This window comes from Paenibacillus ottowii (assembly GCF_050516475.1).
GTDB lineage: Bacteria > Bacillota > Bacilli > Paenibacillales > Paenibacillaceae > Paenibacillus > Paenibacillus ottowii.
Genome location: NZ_CP191577.1, coordinates 3763034 through 3789038, shown reverse-complemented (window position 1 = coordinate 3789038; position 26005 = coordinate 3763034). Strand labels below are relative to the sequence as shown.

At 44.7% G+C, this 26005-nt stretch carries 24 protein-coding genes and 1 pseudogene; 17 read left to right on the top strand and 8 right to left on the bottom strand.

Annotation, left to right across the window (positions count from 1 at the left end; translation table 11 throughout):
* Positions 1 to 96: 96 nt before the first annotated feature.
* Entirely contained in the window at positions 97 to 1866 is a 1770-nt protein-coding gene (locus ACQQ6X_RS17605; RefSeq protein ID WP_149032714.1) for a methyl-accepting chemotaxis protein, read from the bottom strand.
* A 467-nt stretch (positions 1867 to 2333) separates the two neighbouring features.
* Here ACQQ6X_RS17605 and ACQQ6X_RS17600 point away from each other — a divergent pair, with 467 nt between their 5' ends.
* The 10 genes from ACQQ6X_RS17600 to ACQQ6X_RS17555 all read left to right on the top strand — a co-directional run bounded on the left by ACQQ6X_RS17600 (position 2334) and on the right by ACQQ6X_RS17555 (position 10714).
* Positions 2334 to 2804 carry a GNAT family N-acetyltransferase gene (locus ACQQ6X_RS17600; RefSeq protein WP_063209079.1) on the top strand — a complete coding sequence of 157 codons (471 nt, stop codon included), beginning with the start codon at positions 2334 to 2336 and terminating at the stop codon, positions 2802 to 2804.
* A gap of 60 nt (positions 2805 to 2864) precedes the next feature.
* The gene (gene rpiA / locus ACQQ6X_RS17595) at positions 2865 to 3533 is read left to right on the top strand and encodes a ribose-5-phosphate isomerase RpiA (RefSeq protein WP_305166368.1); all 669 of its coding nucleotides are present in this window, start codon (positions 2865 to 2867) and stop codon (positions 3531 to 3533) included.
* Entirely contained in the window at positions 3533 to 3967 is a 435-nt protein-coding gene (locus tag ACQQ6X_RS17590) for a VanZ family protein (RefSeq protein ID WP_149032715.1), read from the top strand. The genes rpiA and ACQQ6X_RS17590 overlap by 1 nt, the downstream gene beginning before the upstream one ends.
* 212 nt (positions 3968 to 4179) lie before the next feature.
* Positions 4180 to 4641 (top strand): MarR family winged helix-turn-helix transcriptional regulator, encoded by a 462-nt coding sequence (locus ACQQ6X_RS17585; protein WP_029514766.1) that lies wholly within the window; start codon positions 4180 to 4182, stop codon positions 4639 to 4641.
* A 181-nt stretch (positions 4642 to 4822) separates the two neighbouring features.
* On the top strand, positions 4823 to 5881 hold the full coding sequence (locus ACQQ6X_RS17580; protein WP_305166367.1) for a cobalamin B12-binding domain-containing protein: 1059 nt from the start codon (positions 4823 to 4825) through the stop codon (positions 5879 to 5881).
* A 56-nt stretch (positions 5882 to 5937) separates the two neighbouring features.
* The gene (locus ACQQ6X_RS17575; RefSeq protein ID WP_305166366.1) at positions 5938 to 7653 is read left to right on the top strand and encodes an ATP-binding protein; all 1716 of its coding nucleotides are present in this window, start codon (positions 5938 to 5940) and stop codon (positions 7651 to 7653) included.
* Between the two features lie 62 nt (positions 7654 to 7715).
* Complete coding sequence (locus ACQQ6X_RS17570; RefSeq protein WP_305166365.1) at positions 7716 to 8969, top strand: MDR family MFS transporter; 1254 nt, start codon at positions 7716 to 7718, stop codon at positions 8967 to 8969.
* A gap of 19 nt (positions 8970 to 8988) precedes the next feature.
* A complete protein-coding gene (locus ACQQ6X_RS17565; protein WP_305166364.1) occupies positions 8989 to 9543 on the top strand; it encodes a nucleotidyltransferase family protein in 555 nt (184 codons plus the stop codon).
* A gap of 41 nt (positions 9544 to 9584) precedes the next feature.
* Positions 9585 to 10007, top strand: coding sequence for a GNAT family N-acetyltransferase (locus tag ACQQ6X_RS17560; protein WP_063209064.1), 423 nt, complete (start codon positions 9585 to 9587; stop codon positions 10005 to 10007).
* A 68-nt stretch (positions 10008 to 10075) separates the two neighbouring features.
* On the top strand, positions 10076 to 10714 hold the full coding sequence (locus ACQQ6X_RS17555) for a GDSL-type esterase/lipase family protein (protein WP_305166363.1): 639 nt from the start codon (positions 10076 to 10078) through the stop codon (positions 10712 to 10714).
* Positions 10715 to 10820: 106 nt separating this feature from the next.
* Here the strand turns inward: ACQQ6X_RS17555 and ACQQ6X_RS17550 are convergent, their stop codons facing one another.
* From ACQQ6X_RS17550 to ACQQ6X_RS17540, 3 genes and pseudogenes are all read right to left on the bottom strand, one after another.
* Positions 10821 to 11498 carry a tetratricopeptide repeat protein gene (locus ACQQ6X_RS17550; protein WP_305166362.1) on the bottom strand — a complete coding sequence of 226 codons (678 nt, stop codon included), beginning with the start codon at positions 11496 to 11498 and terminating at the stop codon, positions 10821 to 10823.
* Between the two features lie 180 nt (positions 11499 to 11678).
* Positions 11679 to 11912, bottom strand: a pseudogene (locus tag ACQQ6X_RS17545) (GNAT family N-acetyltransferase); the annotation flags it as partial.
* A 264-nt stretch (positions 11913 to 12176) separates the two neighbouring features.
* On the bottom strand, positions 12177 to 13214 hold the full coding sequence (locus ACQQ6X_RS17540; RefSeq protein WP_305166360.1) for a stalk domain-containing protein: 1038 nt from the start codon (positions 13212 to 13214) through the stop codon (positions 12177 to 12179).
* A gap of 246 nt (positions 13215 to 13460) precedes the next feature.
* Between ACQQ6X_RS17540 and ACQQ6X_RS17535 the strand changes: the two genes are divergently transcribed.
* Positions 13461 to 14612 (top strand): iron-containing alcohol dehydrogenase, encoded by a 1152-nt coding sequence (locus ACQQ6X_RS17535; protein ID WP_305166359.1) that lies wholly within the window; start codon positions 13461 to 13463, stop codon positions 14610 to 14612.
* Positions 14613 to 14771: 159 nt separating this feature from the next.
* Here the strand turns inward: ACQQ6X_RS17535 and ACQQ6X_RS17530 are convergent, their stop codons facing one another.
* A complete protein-coding gene (locus tag ACQQ6X_RS17530) occupies positions 14772 to 15065 on the bottom strand; it encodes a MazG-like family protein (protein ID WP_305166358.1) in 294 nt (97 codons plus the stop codon).
* Positions 15066 to 15202: 137 nt separating this feature from the next.
* Here ACQQ6X_RS17530 and ACQQ6X_RS17525 point away from each other — a divergent pair, with 137 nt between their 5' ends.
* From ACQQ6X_RS17525 to ACQQ6X_RS17515, 3 genes are all read left to right on the top strand, one after another.
* The gene (locus ACQQ6X_RS17525) at positions 15203 to 15625 is read left to right on the top strand and encodes a MarR family winged helix-turn-helix transcriptional regulator (RefSeq protein ID WP_305166357.1); all 423 of its coding nucleotides are present in this window, start codon (positions 15203 to 15205) and stop codon (positions 15623 to 15625) included.
* Between the two features lie 72 nt (positions 15626 to 15697).
* Positions 15698 to 16279 (top strand): NAD(P)H-dependent oxidoreductase, encoded by a 582-nt coding sequence (locus tag ACQQ6X_RS17520; RefSeq protein WP_305166356.1) that lies wholly within the window; start codon positions 15698 to 15700, stop codon positions 16277 to 16279.
* 270 nt (positions 16280 to 16549) lie between these two features.
* Positions 16550 to 17389, top strand: a complete 840-nt coding sequence (locus tag ACQQ6X_RS17515) for a DegV family protein (RefSeq protein WP_430493476.1) — start codon at positions 16550 to 16552, stop codon at positions 17387 to 17389.
* A gap of 74 nt (positions 17390 to 17463) precedes the next feature.
* Here the strand turns inward: ACQQ6X_RS17515 and ACQQ6X_RS17510 are convergent, their stop codons facing one another.
* From ACQQ6X_RS17510 to ACQQ6X_RS17500, 3 genes are all read right to left on the bottom strand, one after another.
* Positions 17464 to 18096, bottom strand: a complete 633-nt coding sequence (locus tag ACQQ6X_RS17510; RefSeq protein WP_305166354.1) for a BclA C-terminal domain-containing protein — start codon at positions 18094 to 18096, stop codon at positions 17464 to 17466.
* Between the two features lie 211 nt (positions 18097 to 18307).
* Entirely contained in the window at positions 18308 to 19534 is a 1227-nt protein-coding gene (locus ACQQ6X_RS17505; RefSeq protein WP_305166353.1) for an MFS transporter, read from the bottom strand.
* A 68-nt stretch (positions 19535 to 19602) separates the two neighbouring features.
* Complete coding sequence (locus tag ACQQ6X_RS17500) at positions 19603 to 21630, bottom strand: beta-galactosidase (RefSeq protein ID WP_305166352.1); 2028 nt, start codon at positions 21628 to 21630, stop codon at positions 19603 to 19605.
* 137 nt (positions 21631 to 21767) lie between these two features.
* Here ACQQ6X_RS17500 and ACQQ6X_RS17495 point away from each other — a divergent pair, with 137 nt between their 5' ends.
* From ACQQ6X_RS17495 to ACQQ6X_RS17485, 3 genes are all read left to right on the top strand, one after another.
* Positions 21768 to 22604, top strand: coding sequence for a helix-turn-helix transcriptional regulator (locus tag ACQQ6X_RS17495; RefSeq protein ID WP_305166351.1), 837 nt, complete (start codon positions 21768 to 21770; stop codon positions 22602 to 22604).
* Between the two features lie 193 nt (positions 22605 to 22797).
* Complete coding sequence (locus tag ACQQ6X_RS17490) at positions 22798 to 24615, top strand: APC family permease (protein ID WP_142612936.1); 1818 nt, start codon at positions 22798 to 22800, stop codon at positions 24613 to 24615.
* A 217-nt stretch (positions 24616 to 24832) separates the two neighbouring features.
* Positions 24833 to 25951: an acyltransferase family protein gene (locus tag ACQQ6X_RS17485; protein WP_305166350.1), complete on the top strand. Its 1119-nt coding sequence runs from the start codon at positions 24833 to 24835 to the stop codon at positions 25949 to 25951.
* Positions 25952 to 26005 lie beyond the last annotated feature (54 nt).

Sequence of the window (26005 nt, the reverse complement as noted above, 5' to 3'; positions counted from 1 at the left end):
ATTTAGTAAATGCCTCCGATCCCTTCAAATGGATGAACAGGAGGGAGGCATTACCGAACAACTTATAAAATAAGCATTAAAATCGATAAATGGATATTATGATTTGGTACGGTTTGTGTCTGCAATTTTGAAATAAGAAGTAATCTCTTGAAGCTCTTCAGACATGGTTGTCAGCTTATGCGATGATTCAATAATAGAATCCAAAGAAGCTTTTTGTTCCTCTACTGTTTGCATAATGTGAACACTATTGTTGGCTGTTTTGGTTACAGTGGAGGAAAGATCGTCTGCTGTCGCAGTCATTTCCTGTGTCCCTGCAGAAATTTCCTCCGTAGCACTGGATACTTCTTGGATTTGCCATGCTACATTTTTAGTGGCTTGGAGAATATCATTGAACAACGCGCCTGCTTGTCCAGCAACGACGATCCCGTTTTGAACTTCAACGTTTCCTTGCTCCATCGACTTCACTGCTTGTCCGATTTCACTTTGAATTTCTTCAATCAAAGACGTAATTTGTTTCGTTGCCTCCGCAGATTGTTCTGCCAGCTTGCGTACTTCACTGGCTACAACGGCAAAGCCTTTACCTTCTTCACCGACACGCGCAGCTTCAATAGAAGCGTTCAGAGCGAGCAGGTTCGTCTGACTGGAAATACCTGAAATAGTGCTAATGATATTGCCAATTTCCTGTGAACGGCTGTCGAGCAACTTGATGATACGGGAAGTATTCGTTACTGAATCGGTAATCAAATGCATTTGGGACGATACCTTGCTTACGATCTCGTTACCTTCATTAGAACGCTTCTCTACCGAATTGGCTTCTTCAGCCACATTGGAAGAACTGGCTGCAATATTTTGGATGACCGATGCCATTTCAGCCATAGCTCGTGCACTATCGCCTGTGGCTTTTTCCTGTGAACGGATATTATCCGTAATTTCATTGATATTCTGGTTGATGATGTTGGAATTGATTCCGTTTTGCTCGCAGATTGCGAGTAATTCCTTCGCAGATTCATTGACTTCGTCCGTTGTCTGCTTCACTTTGGTCATGATGCTGTTAACATGGCTTACCATATCGTTGAAGTTCTGATTTACGCGCCCCAAATCATCCTGGCCAGCATGAATTTGCACATCCAGATTCCCTCTGCTGACTTCACTGATACCGTACATCAGTTGCTTAATCGGAGACAGCGTGCGTTTCACTACCCAATATTGAAGTGCCAGGCAGATCAGTAGGAAAATCACCAAAATAGTAGCCCCGCTAATAAGCAGCTTGGTCAATCCGGCAGGAACAGCACCAGCATCAGCATCGACAGCAAAATAAGCAAAGATTTTGCCGCTAGGATCTTTAATCGGTGTCATCAAAGTTGTCCATGTGCCAAAAGTGTCATCATAGAAGCTGGTGAATGTAGGTTTGCCGGAGTCCAGCATACTTGTTACACCTACAGCCACAACATTGGGTTGCTCGTACATAGCGCCGACACCCATCTTGTCTTTTTCAAAGGATTCTCTCAGGTCTGTTGGCATGGCAATAATGGATGTCTGATTGCCATTTTCCAGCTCTGTTCCGAAAATATAGGCGTGAGAGATATTCGGGTTTGTCGCCATGATGTTATCAAGATAGGTACGGAGCTTGGTTTGAATGGGTCCATCATAATTTTTTTCTTGAACTGCCTGTGATACTTCATCGGAATTAATGCCTTGTGCCCACTTCAATGTGATTTTTTCCACTTGCCCATGCAATTGGTCAATCAAAATCGTACGTTGGATCAAATAGCTAGACACAATTAGGACTAGCCCGATCAGTACGATATTGAAGAAGGATAATAATAAGTTTTTGGTGAAGAATGATAAGCCACTCCACTTTTTCAAAATGTTCCACTCCCTGGTAGTATTTTTGTATATGGTGTTGAACCGCTTATCGAATGAGATAATCAAGTCCCCCTTACAAACACAATAAATAGAGATAATTGACCCTTGATTTTTTTGTAATAGGTCTTAAGTCTTTTGCGGACAAGTAATATATCCCTATATATATGTCGTACGAAAAGCTCTTGAAATGAATACCTAGCACAATAAAAAATTAATTTTTAATAGATAAACGCTGTGTGTATTTCAGTATTTTCCAGTTTATACTCACGCTTGAAATTCGAGTTCATTTCAGTCCATAAGCAACTATTCAACAGAAACCATCATACTTTATAATAGAGTCAAATGCACTTATGAATTTGGGACATTTTTCATATTTGATGCTGCAAATGCTTGATTTATCGCGGTTTTCGGGAATTGTTCGCGAATTGAGTCCATGTATCTATGTATAGAGAAGAGGGATGAGAAAAGTGTCCAAGCTTACAATTTTAAAGGTTGAGAGCGATCATGCGGATCTGCATGATTTGATTCATAGGCTGGATGAAGACCTGCTGGAAAGGTATCCTGCCGACCAAATTTACTTGGTGGATTTTTCCAATCCAAAAGTTAAAAATATGGTTTTCGCTGTTGTGTATGTAGATGAAAAGCCGGTTGCTTGCGGAGGGCTTAGGCCTATAGATGCGGAAGAGATGGAGCTTAAGCGATTTTATGTCGATTCCTCTTATCGCCGACAAGGAATTGCAGTTAGCTTATTATCTTTCCTGGAGGAGGAAGCCAGTAAACGGGGGATTATAAGGATTAAACTAGAGACCGGAGCGGCTCAACCTGAAGCGATTGCTTTGTATACCAAGCAGGGATACGAACCTATCGAACGCTTTGGGGAGTATGAACATGATGAAAATAGTCTTTGTTATGGTAAAAAGCTGTCTCTGTCTTTATAAAGCGTTCTCATATAAAATAGATGATGATCAACACTAGCCTATATAGCGGGAGAGATGATAATGAATTTGAAGCAAAAAGCGGCTGAGAAAGCAGTGGAAGCGATTCAGGATGGCATGAAAGTAGGACTTGGTACAGGCTCGACAGCCTATTGGGCTATTCAAAAAATCGGAGAGCGTGTGGCACAAGGATTACATATACAGGCTGTAGCTACATCCCAAGCCTCGGAGGATCAGGCCAGGGAGCTAGGGATTCCCATCATACCATTTGATCAGATTGGAAGGCTTGACGTTACCATTGACGGTGCGGACGAGGTGAATGAGCAGCTGGTATTGGTGAAAGGTGGAGGCGGGGCTCTGCTGAGAGAGAAAATTGTGGAAAGCAATACCGACCGATTAATTATTATTGTGGATGAGTCCAAGGATGTGAAGGTGCTAGGAGCATTCCCTTTGCCAGTCGAGGTGGTGCCTTTTGCCAGTGAATGGACGTTGGAGGCTTTGCGGCAGACAGGCTGTAAAGCGGATTGGCGTATGAAAGACGGCGAGCGCTATCTTACGGATAACGGTAATTATATTGCCGATTGTCGCTACGGTACGATCGAGAACCCGCACGAGCTGGAAATTCGCTTGAACCACATTCCGGGTGTAGTCGATAATGGACTGTTCATTAACATGGCGGACCAAGTCATTATCGCGCGAGCGAATGGACAAATTGACATCCGGAACAAATAATGTCAGGTAACCGTTTGTTTTATAATGTGGCATTCGTGTTATTGATATTGTATACAGGGCTTCTATTATATTGGATGTTTCTCGGTTTTGGTCGTACGTTACGGCCAGGACCTCCGTATTCATATAATATGGTTCCATTGGAGACGATCGGCCGATACTGGCGGGCAATGCATTTTTCCCCTTTTCGGGTATGGGGTGTTAATTTGCTTGGGAATATTGGTGTGTTCATTCCCTTCGGTATTCTTCTGCCCATCATTTGGGTGCCTATGCGCAGGGTAGGCAGAATGCTATTAGTAGTGCTGATCGCACTGGTCATTCTCGAAGTAACCCAGATGCTGCTGGGTGCAGGTACAGCGGATGTGGATGACATCATACTGAATGTACTGGGAGTATTATGCGGACGTGTTGCCTACGTATTTTTACGTAAGAAATGAGGGAATGCATCATAATCGCCTTGCTCTCGCAATCAGTGCTTAATAACTGGTTGAGAGCAGGCCTTTTTTACATAATCAACTACAACTTTTGCATACTAGATGGTAATTCCTTCAACACCGACCGTAAGAGCGGGAAAAAAGTGCTCAAACTTGACAAAAGCATGCAATTAAGATATCTTTGAATAAAGATATGAGTAACGGAGGCTGTTAATATGTCTGTAAAACCAGATGATCAGGACTTAGCGCTGAACTTGTTTGTTGTCCTGGCTCGTGCGTATAATTCGGTCACGTCTCGCACGAATCGGGACATTCATAGTCATGGATTAAATACAACTGAATTTGGTGTGCTGGACTTGCTGTATTATCGCGGACCCCAGCCTTTGCAGAAAATTGGAGAAAAGGTACTGATCTCCAGTGGGAATATTACGTATGTGGTAGATAAGCTCCAGAAAAAAAACTTGCTTACCCGCCGTGCGTCACAAGATGATCGGCGTGTAATTTATGCAGAATTGACTGACGAAGGACGTCATTTCTTTGAACAAATATTCCCGCAGCATCATCGTGTTATTATGGAGACTGTGGATGGCTTATCTGTGGAAGAGAAGGAGCAGGCTATTCATCTGCTAAAAAAGCTTGGGCTAACAGCTGAGGGACAGAAGAGTAACGGATCATAAGGGTTGCATATCTGATTAAATCAGCTTTGAGATAAAATACCGACTTTTCGGTATTTTATTTTTTTGTCTTATTTTGGGCAGTAGGGACGCAAATCAGGTATAATTGTCTAATAGTCTCGATCTGAGGCATCCCCCTAGAAGCTGTTCGAATACAAATACCTTGCCGGGGAAGGAGCTGTACATGAGTATACAGCAATACACCGCAGGTGAGTCGCTATTGATGCAAGCCGGAAATTTGGCTGAATTAGTTACCCATAAACAATACGAATTACAGCCGGATCTTTTGGAGCGCTTTGGGGACAACGGTAAAATAAAAACAAAACAGGACTCTATATATAGTTTGAACTATTTAGCTGAAAGTGTAATTATGAACAGTCCTATTTTATTTACGTATTATGTTGCCTGGTTAAAGAGACTTCTAGAAGGGTTCGGCATAACCCGAGAAGATTTAATCATCAATTTCCAATTAATTCGGGAGACCGTGGTAGAGCACTTCCATCACTCGGATAAAACGACAGTGCTGATGCATCTGGAATTGGGGATACAACAAATTGGGAAGAAAGAGGAGTATGCCTCTTTTATTAAAGATGATAATCCCTATGCTGCAGATGTGACTCAGTATTTGGAATATCTACTCTCAGGTAATCGCAGGCAAGCTTTGGAAGGAATCGTCCGATTGCTTGATGAAGGTACATCTATTCAACATACTTACAAATATATTTTTCAAATCTCGCAATACGAAATAGGCCGTTTGTGGCATGAAGGCAAAATCACGGTTGGTCAGGAACATTTTTGTACTGCCGCGACTCAGTTTATTATTTCCAGCTTGTATCCCAGATGGATAGGTACTGGAAATAAGGGGCGCAGTCTCGTAGCAGCGTGTGTAGGCAGCGAGCAGCACGAAATAGGTCTGCGTATGTTAGCTGATATATTCGAGATGGATGGATGGGATACGTACTATTTAGGGGCTAATGTACCTGACAGGAGTCTGCTTCAAGCTATTGTGAGTTACAAAGCAGATGTGGTGGCTATCTCAGCCACCATGGCTTACCATGTCCATCTGGTGAAAAAGTTGATTGCTGTTATCCGCCAAGATACAACTACTAGGCATGTGAAAATTATGGTCGGTGGTCTGCCTTTTAATCTCGATCCACAATTATGGCAGGAAGTGGGAGCGGACGGATACGCACCGGGTGCAGAGGAAGCGCTGGAGGTAACAGAGGACCTACTTTTCACTTAAGAGATAATGTTAGTGTTGGCAACCCGTAAGTCATTTTGTAAAGGGGGCCTTTTAATATGAAGGAACCGGCAGCAGAAATGGCTGTCCTGCGGAGAACGGTCGAACAATTAACGGACGAGGTTGTGAAAAGCAAAGCTGAGGAAGAAAAGCTGCTGAATGAATTTTCAGCGATGAACAACGAGCTGGTCAATCTGCAGCGTCAGCTTGCCAAAAGCAATGCGGAATTAAAGCGGACAAAGGAAGAAGCGATACGGGCTAATGATCTGAAGAGTACTTTTCTAGCCGTGGTTAGTCATGAATTCAGAACGCCAATGAACGGAATCCTGGGGATGATCGAAGTGTTAGGTTCATCCAAACTGTCTCCAGAGCAACGGCAGGCCATCAATGTAATACGTGAGTCTGCTTGTCTGCTCTTAAACATGATTAATAATTTGCTCGATATATCCAAAGTAGAAGCAGGACAGATGGAACTGGAGATCGGAAATGTCAGAGTCCAGGCGATTATGAGCCACGTTGCTCAGCTGTTGGAGCCGCAAATCTATCAGATGGGCAATCGTTTGAGTATAGAGACTGATCCTGGCGTGGCAGAGCATCTCGAAGGAGATTCGGCAAGGATCATGCAGATCTTGCTTAATCTGTTGAACAATGCGAATAAGTTTACGAGCGAAGGGAACCTTGTTGTTCGAACAAAATTGGTTGAGGAAACAGCAGATGCTCAACGTGTTCGTTTTGAAGTACAGGATTCGGGCATCGGGATTTCACCGGAGGATCAGGACAAGCTGTTTCAGCCTTATGTGCAAGCCGGTGAAAGCAGCGCTTCCCAATATGGAGGAACGGGACTGGGCCTGTGGATATGCAGCTCATTTGTGAAACTTATGCAGGGAGAGATTGGGGTCGTCAGCGAAGAAGGCCAAGGCTCCACGTTCTGGTTTGAAATTCCCTTCAGGAAGGCTTCAGGACAGGCAGACGAAATAGAGGAACATGAAAATGGTGAATTGACGGCACACAGCGAGTTGCTTCGTGAGCATAGTCATTCTCAAGCTATTTTGGTGGCTGAGGATAATCGGGTGAATCGTCAAGTGGTGCAATCACAGCTCAACCATCTTGGGTTCCAGCGTATTGACTTTGTGGAGGATGGACAAGCCGCAGTTAGAGCGGCTGCGGAACGATCCTACGCCTGTATTCTAATGGATCATCACATGCCTCTGCTAAATGGTCACGATGCGGCGAAGGCAATTCGTCAGTGGGAAGCAGAAAATCAGCAGCCGCCCGTGCCGATCATTTCGTTGACCGGAAATGGGTCTGGAGAAGACCAGGCCCGTGGGCGGGAAGCTGGAGTGAACGATTACTTGATAAAGCCAGTGACGATTGAAAATCTCACAGAAAAGCTGGTTAAATGGCTCCCCACGCCGGAGTCTGAGCCTATTTTGAATGAGGATGTTATTCGTGAAATTATGCTGCTGGACGAGGATGGCAGCACGGGATTACTAGAGTCATTGGTCGAAATGTATACCAGTGATACACCTGCCAAAATCAACAAGTTAATAGAACTGGTTGCTGCAGGCGAAACCATAAAAGTAGTAGAGGCTGCTCATGAGCTGAAATCAGGCAGCGTGAGTCTGGGGGTCGGACGTTTGTCCAAGTTGCTGTCTGATATTGAACAGCTTGCACGGGAGAACCGACTTGGGAATGCACATGTGAAGTTGTCTGCGCTCCAGTCCGTCTATCAGGCAACGTGTGTAGAACTGGAACGTTATATTCACCAGTGCTAGACTGATGCTTCCCCTTTGTTAGACTTGCACTTGCACCTAGAAGGAGGATCTAAGTTAAATATATGAAAGAACAGCTGCGTTCCATTCACCCGCTGGCCTGGACAATTATAGCGGGTACCATTTTTGGTCGGATGGCGACCTCTATGAGTATTCCGTTTTTATCTATTTACCTGACCACTCATCTAGGGGTGTCCCCCTTTCATACAGGGGTGATCGTGTCGGTCAGCTCGCTGGTTGGCATTTTTGCCAGTTTTTACGGTGGATATATTTCAGACCGGATCGGACGGCGTAAGGTGATGCTGGTATCCATCGCGAGTTGGGCGCTTGTATTCGTCGCTTTTGCGTTGGCAGAAGTGGCTTGGGCCTTTTTTGTCATTAATGCTCTGAATGGACTGTGCAGATCTTTATTTGAGCCAACTTCGCGGGCGCTATTATCAGATGTAACCCCCAAGGAGAAAAGATTGCTCGTCTACAACATGAGATATGCGGCGATTAATGTTGGTGTGGTAGCAGGGCCACTGCTTGGTTTGATGTTAGGATCGGCGTCTACAGGTACGCCGTTCATGGTAGCCGCTGGTGTCTATGCTCTATACGGGGTACTGCTGTTGATCCAGTTTACTCGGTATGCATCGGATCTGCATATCGGCACAACAGCGGGAGAGGCTCCGCTGCGGATGGGCGAAGCGTTCCGAACCGCTAGTCGAGATCCCATATTTATGCCGATTCTGCTGGGAACCGTATTCTGCGTAATGGGCTATGCCCATTCCAATTCGACGATGCCTCAATTTTTATCATTGTCCTTTGAGGAAGGTACCCGGTGGTTTACATATATGCTAACGGTCAACGCGGTTTGCGTCTTGGCTTTTCAGTATCCGCTGGTGCGGTTGGCAAGCCGCTTTTCTCCAGTGAATTCCTTAATAGCAGGGAATATATGTATTGCAGTCAGCCTGCTGCTGTGCGGTATGTTAAATTCAGGCTGGATGTTTATACTGGATATGGTGCTGTTTACAGTAGGTGAAGTGTTATTATTCACGATGCTAGACGTACTGATTGATCAAATTGCTGATGCTCAATATAAAGGGACCTACTTTGGTACGATCGGCTTTAATAATTTGGGCAGTGTACTGGCTCCTTTATTTGGTGGCTGGTTGCTGGATATTTACGGTCAAACGGCACCGCTTGCCGTTTTTGGTCCGGTTTCACTGTCGGTTGTGATTGGGATTCCGTTCCTGCTAGTCGCACGCCGCCGTCTGGCGCAACGTACAACTCGGTTTGCGGCCCAGGAAGGAGATTCCGTGCAGCAGCTGTCATCATAAAAAAGGGGCTGAGTACAGGATGCAGTCGGAAGAAGATGTGCTACGAATTATACAGTATATGAATGATCCACAGGTCTTGGAAGACTTGAGCTATGTGCGCGAGTTGAAGCTTCCGCAAGGCTGTATAGCCGCAGGCTATGTACGCAATCGTGTGTGGGACAAGCTTCATGGCTATACAACGGCCACGCCTCTAAACGATATCGATGTAATTTATTTTGACCCCAAAAATACGCTAGAGGAACGAGATGAGTTTCTGGAGCACTCCTTGAATCGTAAACAGGCAGGAAGCAACTGGTCTGTCAAAAATCAAGCGCGGATGCATATTCACAACGGGGAAGCTCCGTATTCTTCGATAGAGGATGCGATGAGCCGCTGGCCAGAGACGGCCACAGCTGTAGCCATTCGATTGAATGCCAAGGATCAAGTGGAGGTCATTTGTCCGTATGGATTGAAAGATTTGCTGGATATGCGGGTACGTCAAAGCCCCTTGTTCCGTCACACTACGGCTTTTCGCCAGCGTGTATTTGAGAAACAATGGTTAGATAACTGGCCATTGCTTATTATGGAGAATTAAAGTATAACCTCATTTTAGATGATAGGGAGAGACGACTAACGATGTTTAAAAATATAAAACCAGATTCAGATCGTGAGGAGGTGCTTGAGCTGCTTACCTACGCCGTGCTAGATCATCCTGAACGCGGGGAGGCTGCTTTGCGTGCTTATCAATCCTCGGATGAATGGAATTTGTTCGGTGTGGAAGATGAAGGACTTATTGTAGGTGTTGTCGGTTTTGAGGAGCGTGAGGATGAAACGATCGTGCTCCATCACCTGGCTGTATTACCTGAAAATCGTCATAGAGGCTATGGCAGAGGGATGTTGCTCACGCTTATTAAGGAACGTAGCCCGAAGCGCCTTACGGTGGATACGGATGCAGAGGGGGCAGATTTTTTCCGCAACGTGGGCTTTGCTGTCTATGGATCGGAGGATTTGCCAGATGGTGGGCAATTCCATTGTGTATATGAAATAGACGAAGAATAAGCGAATCTCCGGGTCCCGCTTCCTTTTTTCTACATAATATATGTTATGTCGGAGGGAGGTGGGTTTCATTGGCGTATCACTACACAGCGATAGGAGATTCTTTAACGACAGGTGCAGGGACGTTGCTGGGTGGCGGCTTTGTACCTGTCTATCAGCGAATGGCGGAAAGATATCTCCGCGCACCAGTCAGTTACGAGAATTTGGGAATCAACGGATTGACGTCGCAGGAGCTGCTGTCCATGGTTCGCAACAATTCGTTTTTTCGGTCGGCGATCAGCCGGGCTGAACTCATAACGGTGACGATCGGCGGGAATGATCTGCGTCCATATATCAGTTCACTTGCTGGAAGCCGAGGCTTGTCGGGTTCTTCCATTCCACAAGCGCTGAATCACACCAAAGAACATGTGCGCCAAATTGTACATGCCCTGTATCAAATCAAGCTCGGTCAGCGTGAGCCATTTATCATCCGAATGGTAGGATTGTATAATCCTTTTCCAGGGGTGAGAGAGGCGGGAGTATACGTGCGTCAATACAACTCGTTTCTCTATACATTGGGCGGACCCAATTACCGGGTAGCAAATATTTACCCCGCATTTGAAGGCAATGAACGGGCACTGCTTTCGCTGGACCGGATACATCCGAACAGCCGTGGTTATCGTGTAATTGCGGAAGAGCTGAATCGGCTTGGTTATGCGCCGTTACGGTGAGCGAAAGAGGATGCTCTGGACCAGAAAAAAGTATAATAAAAGAAGAGGTTCATCATGGCAAATTAACTGTTCATGTTGAACCTCTTTTTGCGTTTCAGCATGCGGTTTAGCTGATTATTTTACGGAATAAACTGCGTGCAGCCCACTTGCGCTCACTTCGTTTGCGATATTTCGGCAGAGAACGATAGACAGCAATGGATTGGTTAAATGCAGCGATGGCCTCATCCTTGCGTCCCAGCATACGGTACATCAGGCCTGTCAGATAATAGCCTTCGCTGGAGGAAGACTGAATCTCCTGAAATTGCTGTAGATAGTGTAGTGACTTATTTACGTCCCGTTCCTTGAAAGCTGCAGCTAAATGCAAATAGGGTTCACCGTATTGTACTCGCGGGTTAATGTTCAGTGCTTTGAGTAAATGTCGTTCTCCATCCTCCAGATGGTTTGTGTGTACTTCAGCCGTACCCCGCGCATTCCAATAGTCTGCTGAATCTTCATATCGGGATTGTATTTCCGATAGCAGTTCCAAAGCCTGATGATATTTCTTGCTTTCGATCCAAATACGAGCCAACTCGAACTTGGCAGCCACATCGTTGGTGTTTAATACAATCTGCTGATGCAATCGCGCTGCATTGCGTCTTCTTTGCCATGGTTTGCTGATGCTGGGCAATACACCAACAAAGCTGCGATCCAATATATAGATCACGATTAGGAGTACGAGCATTGCTAAAAACGGGTTGCCGAGCAAACTCCATAATAGAGAGAAAATCAAAAACTTCCCAATCATTCTGCTCCAATCCTCCTGTATATGTATCTATCCATACTTTCCACATTATAGCATAGGGGTAGGAGTAACAGCCAAATGATGTTTGCTACGCTAAAACCTCTTTCATTCGCGTTTAATGTTGCGGGTTATCATTATGCGCTAAATATTCTGCAAAAGTTTCCATGTTGTTCCCTCTTAAAATCAAAATTGTATCGTTTTATATTCCTCAGCAAGAATAGAGTACAAATATGAATCATGAAACTCGCCTTTGTAGTACCAGTGTTCTCGCATTATTCCTTCACGTTGCATTCCAATCTGTTGCATAACCTTCTCAGAAGCTTTATTTTCTGGACGACATGTTGCATAAATACGATGGACATGAAGTGTGTTAAATCCAAATCCAAGCAGAGCTCGTGCCGCTTCTGTTGCATAACCATTCCTCCTATTTATAATTGGCATAGAGATTCATGTTTTCTGCACAATCTATTAAACCTATTGAAGCAGATTTGATGGGAAAGATGCAAGATTTTGAGTGAAGGTGTTAACGAAGAGGATCGGATTACGTATTGAACAATGGGAACGAATCAAAACCTTTTGCCGCCTAGACGCAAACCGCAAGGGAGCGTCTGGCAAAAGGCAATCAGAAAATATTGGTTGTGGTAATGAGACAGCCTGTATTTATAGGTTATCCGGCTTGTCCTAAAACATCCTGCGCGCGGTTACAAAACGTTTCTTCCATTTATCGTCAAACGTGTCAAAATGAACGCCACGTTCTTTGGAAAAAGTATGCAGCAATTTGTTGTCCCCTGCATAGATCGCCACATGGCCGATCTCCAGCCCACGCGCACTGAAGAACAGCAGGTCGCCTTTGCGCAGCTCGTTCAGCCCGACCTCCCGGCCTTCTTTAGCCTGATCGTAAGAGGCACGAGGGAGGTCGATGGAGAGGGTATGCCGGAACACTTCCCCGACAAAAGAGGAACAATCAAAGGTCGATGTCTGTCCGGTTGCTGCGCCGAATTCATAAGGGGTGCCGAGAAATTTCTCCCCATAGGCGATCAGTTCATCTCCCTGCTGTTCCGCCAAGGCTGGGCTGGAATAGTCGCTGTATTTTGGTTTTGCCGATATGTATCCGGTCAGGTTGTCTTTCGTGCGCACTTCCAGCCAGAGAGCATTGACCTCGCGGATGACCTGAACCTTTTCACCAGTTGGAATAAGCCGTAGCGAAGGGGAGGCTTCTGATGAATCCGGTTTGCTGCGCAGGTTGACCCCGGAAAGAATCGTTGTGGAAAAATCCTCTTTTTTGGAGCTGATTCGGATCGTCCGGGTTAGGGCATCCCACTTCACTGTGCTTCCAAGTGCTTCACTTACAAAACGCAATGGAATCATTGTGTTGCCCTCAACAATCTTTCCGGGAACGCTCAGGGATATCATTTTACCGTTTAAGTTGGCGGTGACTTCCCCGATACGATAGGTCAGCGTCGTGCTGCTTTTAGTTGCTGTTACGGTTTTGCTGGGTCTGTTCCAGGAAAGCACAGCTCCTTGCGCCTCAAACAACTGCCGCATGGGAACGAGTGTTGTCCCGTTTAGCATGAGTGGTGGCGCAGCAAGCTGGAGCAGGTGGTCATCCACATAAACGCTTGTCACTGGAGTGAGCGGCACCGACTTGGCGTAAGACGGAGTTGTCTGGAGCAGTGTTCCTGCCAGCAGAGCCAGCAATATTTTCTTATTCATTGTCATGCTGTCATCACCTCGTTGTAAATGTGTTCATCTAAGTTGTACGAAGCTGCCTCCGATTAGTTGTGTACCAAATACTGGACTAATCGACAAACCAATATAAACAAAAATAAAACAAAGTTATATCTGTGTTTTTATATTGACATCAAAATTAAATAAAGATAAAATTACAAATGTGAAATATTTCACTTTGGAATAGTTCTGTATTTAGCGAGGGATCAAAAGTGAATCCTTAGGAGGCAGATTTTTATGAGCGCACATGTATTTTTTGTACCATCTATCAATCTGATGGGAAAAGGCTGTTTGCATGAAGTTGGACCCTATATAAAAGAACTACATTTAAACAAAGCGCTGGTTGTGACGGATAAGTTTCTGATGAAGAGCGGTATTGCAGGCAAGGTTACCTCCTTGCTGGATGATATAGGTATGGACTATGTGGTATACGATGAGGTCAAGCCTAATCCAACCTGTAAAAATGTGCATGATGGCGTTCAATTTCTACAAGAAAATGGCTGTGACTTTTTAATTTCCATTGGCGGAGGGTCTCCACAGGATACGGCCAAGGGAATCGGCATTATTGCTACCAACGGGGGACATATAACGGAATATGAGGGCGTTCATAAATCCAAGCATAAATCACTGCCGATTGTAGCTATTAATACAACGGCAGGAACTTCCGCTGAAATTACGATTAATTATGTCATTACGGATGAAGAGCGTAAGATCAAAATGGTTATGGTTGACAAGAATAGTGTAGCTACGATTTCGGTCAACGATCCTGAATTAATGGTAGACAAACCCGCCGCATTAACGGCAGCTACAGGACTAGATGCTTTGACTCATGCCATTGAAGCTTTGGTTACTCCAGGTGCCTATCCTGTAACGGATGCAACTGCGCTAGCAGCAGTAGAGCTTATTTTTAGCAATTTGGCCCGTACGGTGAGCGACGGTCATGATATAGAAGCACGAGAACAGATGGTTTATGCTATTTTCTTGGGAGGACTTGCATTTAATAATGCCGGATTGGGTTATGTTCATGCTATGGCGCATCAGCTCGGCGGGGTATACGATTTGCCTCATGGTGTTTGTAATGCCATGCTACTGCCCATTGTGGAGGAGGAGAATGCCAAGCATGTTCCAGAGAAGTTTCGTGCCATCGCTAAGGTGATCGGGTTTGAGGATAAGGGGAAAACGGATAAGGAATGTGCAGACTATGTAATTCAAAGGATCAGGAACCTGTCCAAGGAAGTAGGGATTCCTGCCAAACTTTCTGAACTGGGTGTAAAAGAGGTGGATTTGGATCTGCTTGCCGAGAATTCTATGAAGGATGCTTGCGCTCCAGGCAATCCGTTCATACCTAGTAAAGAACAAGTTATCGAGATGTTTAAGAAAATTCTTTAAATAATAGTGCAATTATTCGTTACATGCTAATAGGGCTGTCCCGGAAATGAGCGAAGAACAATGGGAACAGCCCTTTCTTCGAATTTTCTGCTAAGAGATAGTTAGACCAGAGATAGGACAACCCCATAGACGTAGCAAGGGTAATGGTGGCCTTTTGGCTTAAGTCATTACAGATTCCCATTTGTCCACTTTTTTGCTTAAGAACTGCTGAAGCTCTTCTTCGTCGCTGCTTAGCTTATAAAATAAAGAAAGAGCGACCAGAATCACGTCTGCACATTCCTCTCTGACATCGGAAATATTCAATTGCTTGTATTCGCTTCCGTTTGCATTCATATAAGACAGCATGGCTTGAGAAGTTTCTCCTACTTCTTCGGATAATTTAAGAACCATCTGCTCTAACGTCTTCTTTTCTTGGGTGCTCAAGTATTGGATTTTCTTCAAAATTTGATCCATTTAACAAGCTCCTAACCTATTTTTAATCTTATTATAACAGACTAAAATCTAGTTCTTTGAAGTATTTCATACGTTAAAATCAGATCAGACTAAATAAACACCTTGATATATATAGATGTCTATGTAATAATGCTTGTATGTTAAAAAATAATGCAGCTGCCCTTATAGGAACCATTAGAGACTCGATTAATAAATTGATTGTATCTGAGCTCGAATCCTATGGAGTCGAAGGGATTGTACCTACTCATGGTGGAATACTGATGTTCCTGTATCAAACGGATGGACTTTCGATTAAGGAATTGACGCAAAAAATTGCTCGTCAGCAGCCCACTGTCACTGTTTTGATCGACAAGCTAGTAAAGTTGGGGTATGTAGAAAGAAAAAAAGAAAGGGAGGATAGCCGAGTTACTCTGATCTATCTTACCGAGAAGGGGAAAGAACTGGAGCCTGTATTTAAGACGATCTCTAATAAATTAAAAGAAACCATCTATGGTGGTCTTAAAGACGAGGAACAAAAACAATTGGAATATCTGCTGGAGCATGTAAAAAACAGGTTTTAAATTTTTTTAAGTAAATGTATAGATATCTATACAAATGTCAAAATAACTATAAAACATCTGGAGGTTATTAAAATGAAACATCTCATTATCTACGCTCACTCTAACGCTGAAAGCTTTAATCACGCGATACTGGAAACGGTTGTATCTACCTTGAAGGAAAAAGGTGACGAAGTCGTTGTACGTGATCTATACGCTCTTGATTTTCAACCGGTATTAAAACCTGAGGATACTGCTGCAATGAGAGCTGGACAAACACCGGCTGATATCAAAGTAGAGCAGGAGTATATCACGCAGTCCGATACGATTACGTTTATTTCGCCCGTTTGGTGGACAGGTCTTCCTGCGATCCTGAAAGGATACGTTGATCGTGTATTTGCATACGGCTTTGCATATACGGCTGGTGCAGAAGGGATTAATAAGCTGTTAACAGGTAAAAAGGGGTTTATCGTGAACACACATGGTACGCCCAACGCAATCTACGATGAAATCGGTATGACCGCAGGATTGAAGCTCACATCAGATACAGGGATTTTTGATTTTGTTGGAATTGAATCGGTCGGTCACCTGCTGCTTGGAAGTATCGGCTACCTTGATGAAGATGGTTACAAAGGATTGTTGAAGCAAGTACGGGACACCGTTCAAACAGTGCTGTGAAGTTAGTTCATACTCGTTCAGAAGCGTAGAAGGTTCTTTAAACGATCAGGCCAACCAGTATTTACGGGTTGGCCTTTCTTATACATGCTAATACAGAGATTAGCATAGTTCCAGCCGAGCATAATAATTCACAAATAATTCATTGTTATTATCATTGGCAATTCATTATAGTACATAGTATCATATTTAGCTCAACGTCGAGATAATGAAATTAACCTTTCCTTGAATATGATGAATGCGGATTCTAATGAAAAATAACATAATGTGAGGGTGTACTGGGTGAGATATAAAATCATAGCAGATAGTTGCTGCGACTTAACGACAGAGCTTAAAGAAGAGATGCAAGTAACTACGATTCCATTAAACATGACATTGGGTGAAAAATGCTTTATAGATGATGACACATTGGACTTGCCTCAGTTTATGGAAGAGATGAAGGCCTGTACAACCAAGATTGGTTCCGCTTCCCCATCACCTATGCTATATAAGGAAGCTTTTCAAGGTGTGCATACTTCATTTGCTATTACATTATCCAGCAACCTGTCCAGTTCGTATTCCTGTGCATTGGTAGCAAAGGATATGGCGGAGGAAGAGGGGGCGGATGTTCATGTATTCGATTCAAAAAGCGCGTCAGCCGGACAACTCCTGCTAGTTCTAAAACTACGCAAGCTGATCGACGAAGGATATCATAAAAGCGAGATTATCTCCTCACTTGAGAGCTTTATTAGCAAGATGAAAACCTATTTTGTTTTAGATAACCTGGATAATTTAGTCAAGAACGGACGGATGAATAAAATCACTGGTAAGATACTCTCACTCTTGCATATCAGACCCATTTTAGGTTCGGATGGTGACGGAAACATCGCATTATTTACTCAAGCCCGTGGTCAGAATCAAATCATTGAAAAGTTGGCAGATACTATTGAAAAAAGTGGTCGGAGTACCGAAGGAGAAAGCATCGTTATTACTCACTGCAATAATCCAGGACTGGCACAAAAATTAATGAATACCTTAAAGAATCGCTATCAATTTAAAGATATTCATATTGTGCCCACCAGGGGAATTAGTTCAATGTATGCCAATGACAAAGGAATCATTATCGCCTTTTAAAAGTAATTTGGGTTTATCCTCGTACGATGGATAAACCCTTTTTTAGTATACGAGATCTTTGCAGGAGCATAAGCCTATCCCAATTTTCGAATGAGGACAGAGGCGTTTACGCTGGTGTGAGTTCCTCCTGCCTGTGTTTGCAGGGTAACAGCAGCAGTAGAGCTATGGTTACGCAGAGTAAGAACATCACCGCAAGCCAGGGCGAGAATGGCTTGCCCGGTGTTCTGCTGTGTCCCGGCTCCTGAGCCGTACACAGTTCCCTCGGCCAGTGCACCATTAATAAAGATGGCGAATTGATTAGGTTCTACACCCGACACTGAAAAGTGAATTTCATACTTCCCCGCATCGGCTACAGCAATCTGTGCAGTCCCTGGAAGGTGAGCAATACCGGGCGTAAGTATGCCGTTCGTATCGAAAATGACCTCCCCTTCAATCGGAACGACTTGGGGTCTCACATTATAAATATACCCGAACTGCGCTAAATCACCTGTAGTTCCAGAATCACCTTCAGCGGCATGGTTAATATTCACATGAACCACTTGCTTTTTGACAATAATGTCTTTGTCTTTACCCAATGATTTCCGTTTCGGGCGGACTCTTTTTTTGGGGGGCGTTTCCTCAAATTTCTTTTCTAGCTTATCAAACCAGGCACGGACAAAAACATCTTTTTTACGGCCTTTTTTTCGCTTCAACTCAGGACGACCCAATACAAACACCTCCAGATGGTTTGTTGTATAGTACTCCATTCATCTAGGGGAGGCATGGATGTCTGTCCTGTGTTTCATAGGAAACCAACTATTTTGACCAAAAACAGGCTTCTGTACAAGGTACTTTCGTCTAGTATGTAAAAAAGCACCTTCAAATGTATCCTTGGTTGTCATCTAAGGATACATTTGGGATGCCAATAGTGGGCTTATATCATGATGAAATGGTTTGAAGCCGCTTTTTGCGCACATATAGGGCGTATAGAATGCCGCCAAGCAGGCACAGGATACAAGCGAAGCCCGCCAGTAACCATGCTGAAGCGACAGCTCCTCCACGATCCATACTGTTTCCAAGCCATAAGGGAAGCAGAGCTCCTCCGACTCCGCCTGCACCGATAAGCAAGCTGGTGGTCGATTCTTCTGTACCTGGCATCATTTTACTGGCAAAAACGAGCGCGATAGAAAAGATGCCGGACATGCCGAGTCCCAGCAGTGCTATAAGGACAAAGGCGCCAGCAGTGCCTTGGATCAGCGGGAACACGCACAGTAGCAGAGTGGCTGCCAGTGAGCTCAGAGCGACAAAGATACCGTAGCCGTATCGATCGGCAATGTAGCCTGTAAATAACCGCCCGAAGGCCATTGCCAACCAAAAGCAGGTAACACTGAGTGCTGCTTCGGCTTGCGTGAGACCGAGTCGCTCGATGAACATGGAGGGCAGGAAGTTGGCCAGGCTCATCTCTGTTCCTACGTAGATAAAGAAAAAAACAATAAATAGTATAAGAAGCTTCCAATTGCCTACAGGACTGCTTTTAGAAGCCTTTACTGTAGGAGAATTCAGTGTATTAGTGGAACGCTTATGGTTGTCACCACGGTGTTCTTGTTCGTCCAAGAGAACGTTTAGTGTGCCGAAGGACCCGCGCAGCCAGGCAATAGTGGCTATGGCTGCAAACAAGGAGATGATGGGAAATGCCAGCCGCCACCAACCGAGCGCAATAAACTGGCTGGCGATAGCCGGCATAGCCAAGGCGCCGATTCCGAAAAAAACTTCCAGACGGCTCATGGCTGCGCCCGTTCCTTGGGTAATACCCCCAATCACAATAGTACCTATGTCTGCTTCAACCATGCCGAAGCCAAATCCGGCTGCTGCCCCGACGGCATATAGCCAACCCCAAGGCGGAAGTATGGAATACAGCACTTCAGCCGCACACAGCAGGAGCAGGGCAAATACCAGACTTCGGCGTTTGCCGAAAGTCCGGGCAAGCCACGGTGACAGTAGGACTCCAGCCAGAAAACCGGAAAATTGAGCGAAAATCAGGCTTCCGCCATCTGTATAGCTTCTACCATAATGCTCTAGCAACACGGGCAGTAGAGATCCTACAACCACATGTGCCAGACCAATTAAAAAATAAGACAAGCTGCCGATCCATAGCAGTCGTTTCATGATTAACTCCTTTGGTACCAAATTACCTTTATGCAGTAAAGTAAATGATATAAGTTAGATTTGATGAATTATGCAAGCTCCAGCACCTGGAAGCCATAACCTTCGATAGAAATATCTCCTTCCAGGAACTTGCCAGTGATCAGCTCTTTTCCTTTTTGGTCATCCAGATGATATTGCTGCGTCTGGGCATTATGATTCAGAACGAATAGATATGACTTTCCATCTTTGGACCGTACAGTGGCTTCTATGCCCGCAGGTGCCCGCAACAGGGATGAAATCCCTTTTTGCTCACAAATGTAGGCCAGCAGACCATCGAGGAAAGATTCCTCCGGGTCAGAAGCAACGTACCACGCTTCACCTTGGCCAAAACGATTGCGTGTCAGCGCTGGCATGCCCTGATAGAAATCATCGCCGTATTCTGCCAGCACCTCAGCTCCCTCACTATGCAGCAAGTCGCAGAGCAACCCACATTTATATTCACCTTGTAATACGCCCACTTGTTCTTTCAATAGAATACGATTGATTGAATCCGGCAGAAGTGCATCAATTTCTTCTACCCAGATTCCGAGCAGATTACGCAGCTTACCAGGATATCCTCCGGTTGTGACCAGATCGTTTTCATTTACAATGCCGCTGAAAAAGGTCGTTAGGAAGGTGCCGCCGCGCTCTGTGAATTGTTCCAGCTTCTCTGCAGTCCCCGGCTTGACCATGTAAAGAACAGGCGCGATAATGAGATCATATTTTTGGAAATCTGTGTCCACTGAAATCAGATCTACCTGTACGTTACGCCGGAAGAGGGTGGCATAATATTTATGCACCTGATCTAGGTAATTCAAGGCGACGGAAGGGCCACTTGATTTTTCCAAAGCCCACCAATTATCCCAATCGAATAAAATAGCTACTTTGGCATTAACAGTGGCATCAAGCAGTGTGTTGCCTAAAGCGCCAAGCTCATTGCCAAGCTGCGCCACCTCGCGAAATACGCGTGTGTTCTCATGCCCCGCATGTTCAATTACGGCCCCGTGGAATTTCTCACACGCACCGATCGAGCGGCGAAGCTGGAAAAACATGACTGTGTCCGCGCCATGCGCTACGGCCTGATAACTCCATAACCGCATAACCCCGGGCCGTTTAAGCGAATTATAGGGCTGCCAGTTCTGCTGGCTCGGTGTTTGCTCCATCAGCATAAAGGGCTGCCCATCCTTCAAGCCGCGCATCAGATCGTGCGCCATCGCCGTATAGCTGATCGGGGTATTAGCTCCGGGATAGCTGTCCCAGGATACAATATCCATGTGCTTAGCCCATTTAAAATAATCCAGCTGTTTAAAAAAGCCCATCAGATTGGTTGTTATCACAGCATCGGGTATATGCCTTTTAATCGCATTATATTCCAGCAGGTAGCAATCCAGCATACTGTCTGAATTAAAGCGTGCATAGTCGAGGGATATGCCCTGGAATGTGGAGTGATTCTCTCCCCAATGTTCGCTCAGATTATTTGGAGGTACAATTTCATCCCAATCATAGAAGGTGTGACCCCAGAAGGACGTATTCCAAACTCGGTTTAGCTCTTCCAGTGATCCGTATTTTTGTTTGAGCCACACCCGGAACGCTCCGGCACAGTTGTCACAATAGCAGTCCCCGCCATATTCGTTGGACACGTGCCACACGAGGATCGCGGGATGATCTTTGTAGCGCTCTGCAAGTCGGTCAGCTATCTGCTCCGCGTATTTTCGATAGGTTGGACTGTTCGGACAAGAGTTATGGCGTCCACCGAATTTTCGCTTGCGTCCATCAGCATCGACCCGAAGAATGTCGGGATAACGGGTAGCCATCCAAGCCGGATGCGCCGCCGTACTAGTTGCTAGACAAACAAAGATATCGCTTTCATAAAGGTTATCAATCAACTGATCCAGCCACTCAAAACGATATGTGATTTCGTCAGGCTGATTTTTAGCCCATGAGAACACGTTGACCGTGGCGATATCAATCCCTGCCTGCCTGAACATCCGTAAATCCTCCTGATGCGTGGCCTCATCCCATTGCTCAGGATTATAATCCCCACCATAAAATACTTTAGGAAGTTTGCTGCTTATCACGCTAATCACCTCTGTATATAAGAATAATCCTATCTTATAATACAAATAACTGCTTTTAAATATAATAAAATGAACATGTATATAATAATAGGGAACTACATGAGAAATAAATAACGCATACGCCGGAGGTGCTTTTTATGATTTTGACTCCCCATCATTTGCGATTTTTCCTGACTACTCGTGAGCACTCTTTACCCCTTTTTATTGAAAGCATCGGATTCAATAGCAGGCAAGAGGATGTATCCCGTCCAGAGGGATATCCGTGTTTTCACTGGATTCAGACGGTCTCAGGTGAAGGGATGTTTACATATAAAGGGGGAACCTTTCGTTTGGGTGAGCATTCCGGGGTGCTACTGCTGCCGGGTGAAGCCCATGCATATAGACGGGCGACCAAGGTATGGCGAACCTTATACATCACATTCGACGGACCCATCGCCGCTGCTGTATTGGCTGCACTCGGATTGAAGCATACGCGAGGGTATCATTGGGACCCGGATAGCGATCTGCACAGCTTTGGGGAAAACATGCTGCACTCCATGGTTAGTGAACGTGATTTGTCCGGATTAGATGCCTCAGCCAATATGTATCGTTTTCTGACTCTGCTGCGTAAATATGGACAACATAGCTCGATGCCTTCCCTATCTCATAATGTGGAACGTTTAACCCCTGTACTGACCTTTATGGAGCAAAATTATGCCAGCCCAGATGTGGGTTTAAGGGATATGGCCGTTATGATGAATGTCAGCGCTCGTCATTTAAACACATTGTTTAAGCAGGCGTTCGGTGTGACTTCCTATGCCTATCTGATTGTAATTCGATTGCGGAAGGCAAAGGAAATGATGACAGAGTATCCGCAATTAACAGTGAAGGAGATTTCGGAGCGCGTAGGCTTCCGAGATGTCAGTCATTTTGTGGCAACTTTCCGCCGTGCGGAAGGAATTACGCCAGAAAGGTTCAAAATATTGTATACATAAGGGTATTTTATCGAAATACTCTTTCTTACTCGAGATTTCTCTTTTTAGGGGGCATTCCTTATTGTTTTTTTCTGGATGAGGGAGTATAAAATAATAGTTCATTTGTTTCATCAATCTGATGTGCAGGTGACATAATAAATATACGATTTATAGTTCTTTTGCAAAACCCTCATCCAAAGAAGGAGTCAACGAAATGCTAAGTAAAGTCAAAAGGTTATTAATCGGTCGTCCGCGAAAGTCGACGGCCCTTGAAGATGAGAAACTGAATAAGCTAAAGGCACTGGCCATTCTGTCCTCAGATGCATTGTCCTCTGTAGCTTACGGAACGGAGCAAATTTTGCTGGTTTTAATTACAGCAGGCTTCGCTGCCTTATGGTATTCGATCCCTATATCCATTGCGGTATTGGGTTTGCTGATCATTCTGATCCTGTCGTATAGACAGACCATTTTTTCCTACCCTGGAGGTGGGGGAGCTTATATTGTCGCACAGGACAATTTAGGTAAGAGCCCGAGTCTGATTGCAGGCGGCTCTCTGCTGGTCGATTATATTCTAACGGTAGCTGTAAGCTCATCGGCAGGAACAGATGCCATCACATCGGCGTTCCCATCGTTACATGATCACCGGATCGCCATTGCTTTGGTGATGATTATCTTTTTGACTATTATGAACTTACGAGGGGTAACGGAATCTGCCTCGGTGTTGGCCATACCGATCTACTTATTTGTTGTTGCCATTTTTGTTTTAATTATTAGTGGTATTATTCATTACGTGGCAGGAGGAGCCCATGCGGCAGCGCCGCAATTCGGAGCCACGGTATCCAATGTTAGTCTGTTTCTTTTACTTAAAGCTTTCAGCTCGGGCTGTTCGGCGCTAACCGGTGTAGAAGCTGTTTCGAATGCCATCCCGAACTTCCGTAAGCCTGCTGCCAAAAATGCGGCAACTACATTGATGATGATGGGCTTGATTCTCGGCTGCATGTTTATCGGAATTAGTTTGCTGGCTTATTGGTATGGTGTTCGTCCTAATCCGCAAGAAACCGTAATTTCGCAAATTGCGAATGCCACTTTTGGGCGCGGTGTGATCTATTACATCATTCAAGGTGTGACGGCGCTTATCTTGTTCTTGGCGGCCAACACAGCTTATTCTGCCTTTCCGTTGCTTGCTTTTATGCTCGCGAAAGACAAATACATGCCGCATATGTTCATGGTTCGTGGAGATCGACTTGGCTATTCTAACGGCATCCTGTTTCTGAGTATCTTCTCAGCATTGCTGGTCATCGTTTTTGGTGGCAACACAGAAAATTTGATCCCGCTTTATGCCGTAGGGGTATTTATCCCATTCACCTTGTCACAGCTTGGTATGATGATCCGATGGATTCGGCTCAAACCTGCTGGCTGGGTCGTCAAATTGGCTATTAATACGGTTGGGATGCTCACTACACTGTCAATTACGCTTATCTTTATCTTTACTAAGTTTAGCCAGGTGTGGGTAGTCTTTATCTTCCTGCCTTTGGTACTGTATTTCTTTATGAAGATTAATAAGCATTACAAAAATACGGCTGAACAACTGCGCATTGATATCACGAAGGACAAACCTATGGTCAAAGGCAACACGATTATTATTCCGGTGGCAGGCATTACGCGTGTCGTCATGAATACCATCAGTTATGCCAAAACCCTGTCGGACAATGTGGTTGCCGTATATGTTGGTGTGGATGATGAAGCGATTCAAAAAATGGAGCAGAAGTGGGAAGAGTGGGATGTGGGTATACGTTTAGTAGTGCTGAGATCCCGTTATCGCAGCATCATCAATCCGCTCCGCAAGTTCATTGATACAGTAGAGTGGAAAAAAGCAGATGAGGATCATATTACAGTTCTCATCCCACAATTTATCACTAAACACTGGTGGGAAAATATATTGCATAATCAGACTAGTTTGCTGATGAGAGCTTATTTAATTAATTACAAAGACGTCATCGTAACGACTGTGCCTTTTCACTTAAACAAATAAAGTCAAATGCATACTACTGGCATCATCTCTAGTTCGTTTTTGTATTAAGGGAATTAGGAACAGGCTGAATGATAGTATGACAAATTCAACACTCTCCGATCGCATCTCTGTGCGGTCAGAGGGTGTTTTTTTGCATCAGGGAGAGTTTACTTGGGTGATACATTTTGTGTATTATAGATACAAAATGTATCATAGAGAATTATCTTGGAGGGATACGATGCCTGAAGACAAGGGGAATAGGGAACAAGACAAGTTGCAATTTGTAGATACGTTAAGGGCGTTGGCGATTCTCGGAGTATTGCTTGTTCATGTCAGCCAGCATGTGGACGGTTTAAACGGTTGGTTGCAAAAAGGCTTAGGTCTGGGAGCTAAAGGAGTCGCCTTATTTTATATGGCGAGCGCTTTTACGCTGTTTCTATCCCTGAGCAGGCGTTCGAGTGACAAGGGAGAAGGAATGACGGCCTACCTGTTGCGTCGGTTTTTCCGGATTGCACCTGTGTATTACGTGATGTTAGGAATCTATTTAATGGTGAATGGGACAGGTCCGCGATTTTGGCTTGGAGATCAGGAGGGAGTTACTGCCACTAATATTGCCGCTCATGTTCTATTTTTGAATGGTCTCAATCCGTATTGGATCAACAGCATTATCGGTGTGGAATGGTCCATTGCGGTGGAATGTATGTTTTATCTATTTATCCCCCTCTTATTTAAGCTGATTCGATCGGTGCGCCATGCGACTTGGTTCATCGTAATGATGCTTGTGGCAAGCTTCGGGCTCAATACAGTGTTTGCTCAATATTCATTGATTAGCGATCACTCTTTATGGGGGCATTATTTATATTTATGGTTTCCGAATCAGCTGCCTATTTTTGGTCTAGGGATATTGTTGTTCTTCATTTGGAAAGACGAGCGTCATTGGAAAAGCGTAGACCCGCTCAGTGGAGGTTTGTTGCTTGTTGCTGTGCTGTTTGCATTTGTTGAAGGTATAACGGATTATCTCATAGGTGTCGGGCTGCTGCTGGGTGCGTATGGTTTGTATCATTGGCAGCCAATGTGGCTGCTTAATCAGGTATGGTCATGGATCGGTCGCCTCAGCTACAGCATGTATTTGACGCATATGTTGGTCCTATGGCTAATCGCACAGATTAAATTACCGTTTGCTCCCCTAGTCAGCCTCACCCTTATGTTCATTATAACGCTGCTATGCACCGTGGGACTTTCCTGGTTAACCTATACATGGATTGAACAGCCCGGCATCCGATGGGGCAAAAAGCTTATATCACGTATAAAATCAGTACGCGAGCAGGAAGATTCGGTCAAAGAAAGTGTAGCCTAGTTGCAACTTGAAGCAGCATCAGATAACATTTGATTGAAGTGCTTGAATAAATCT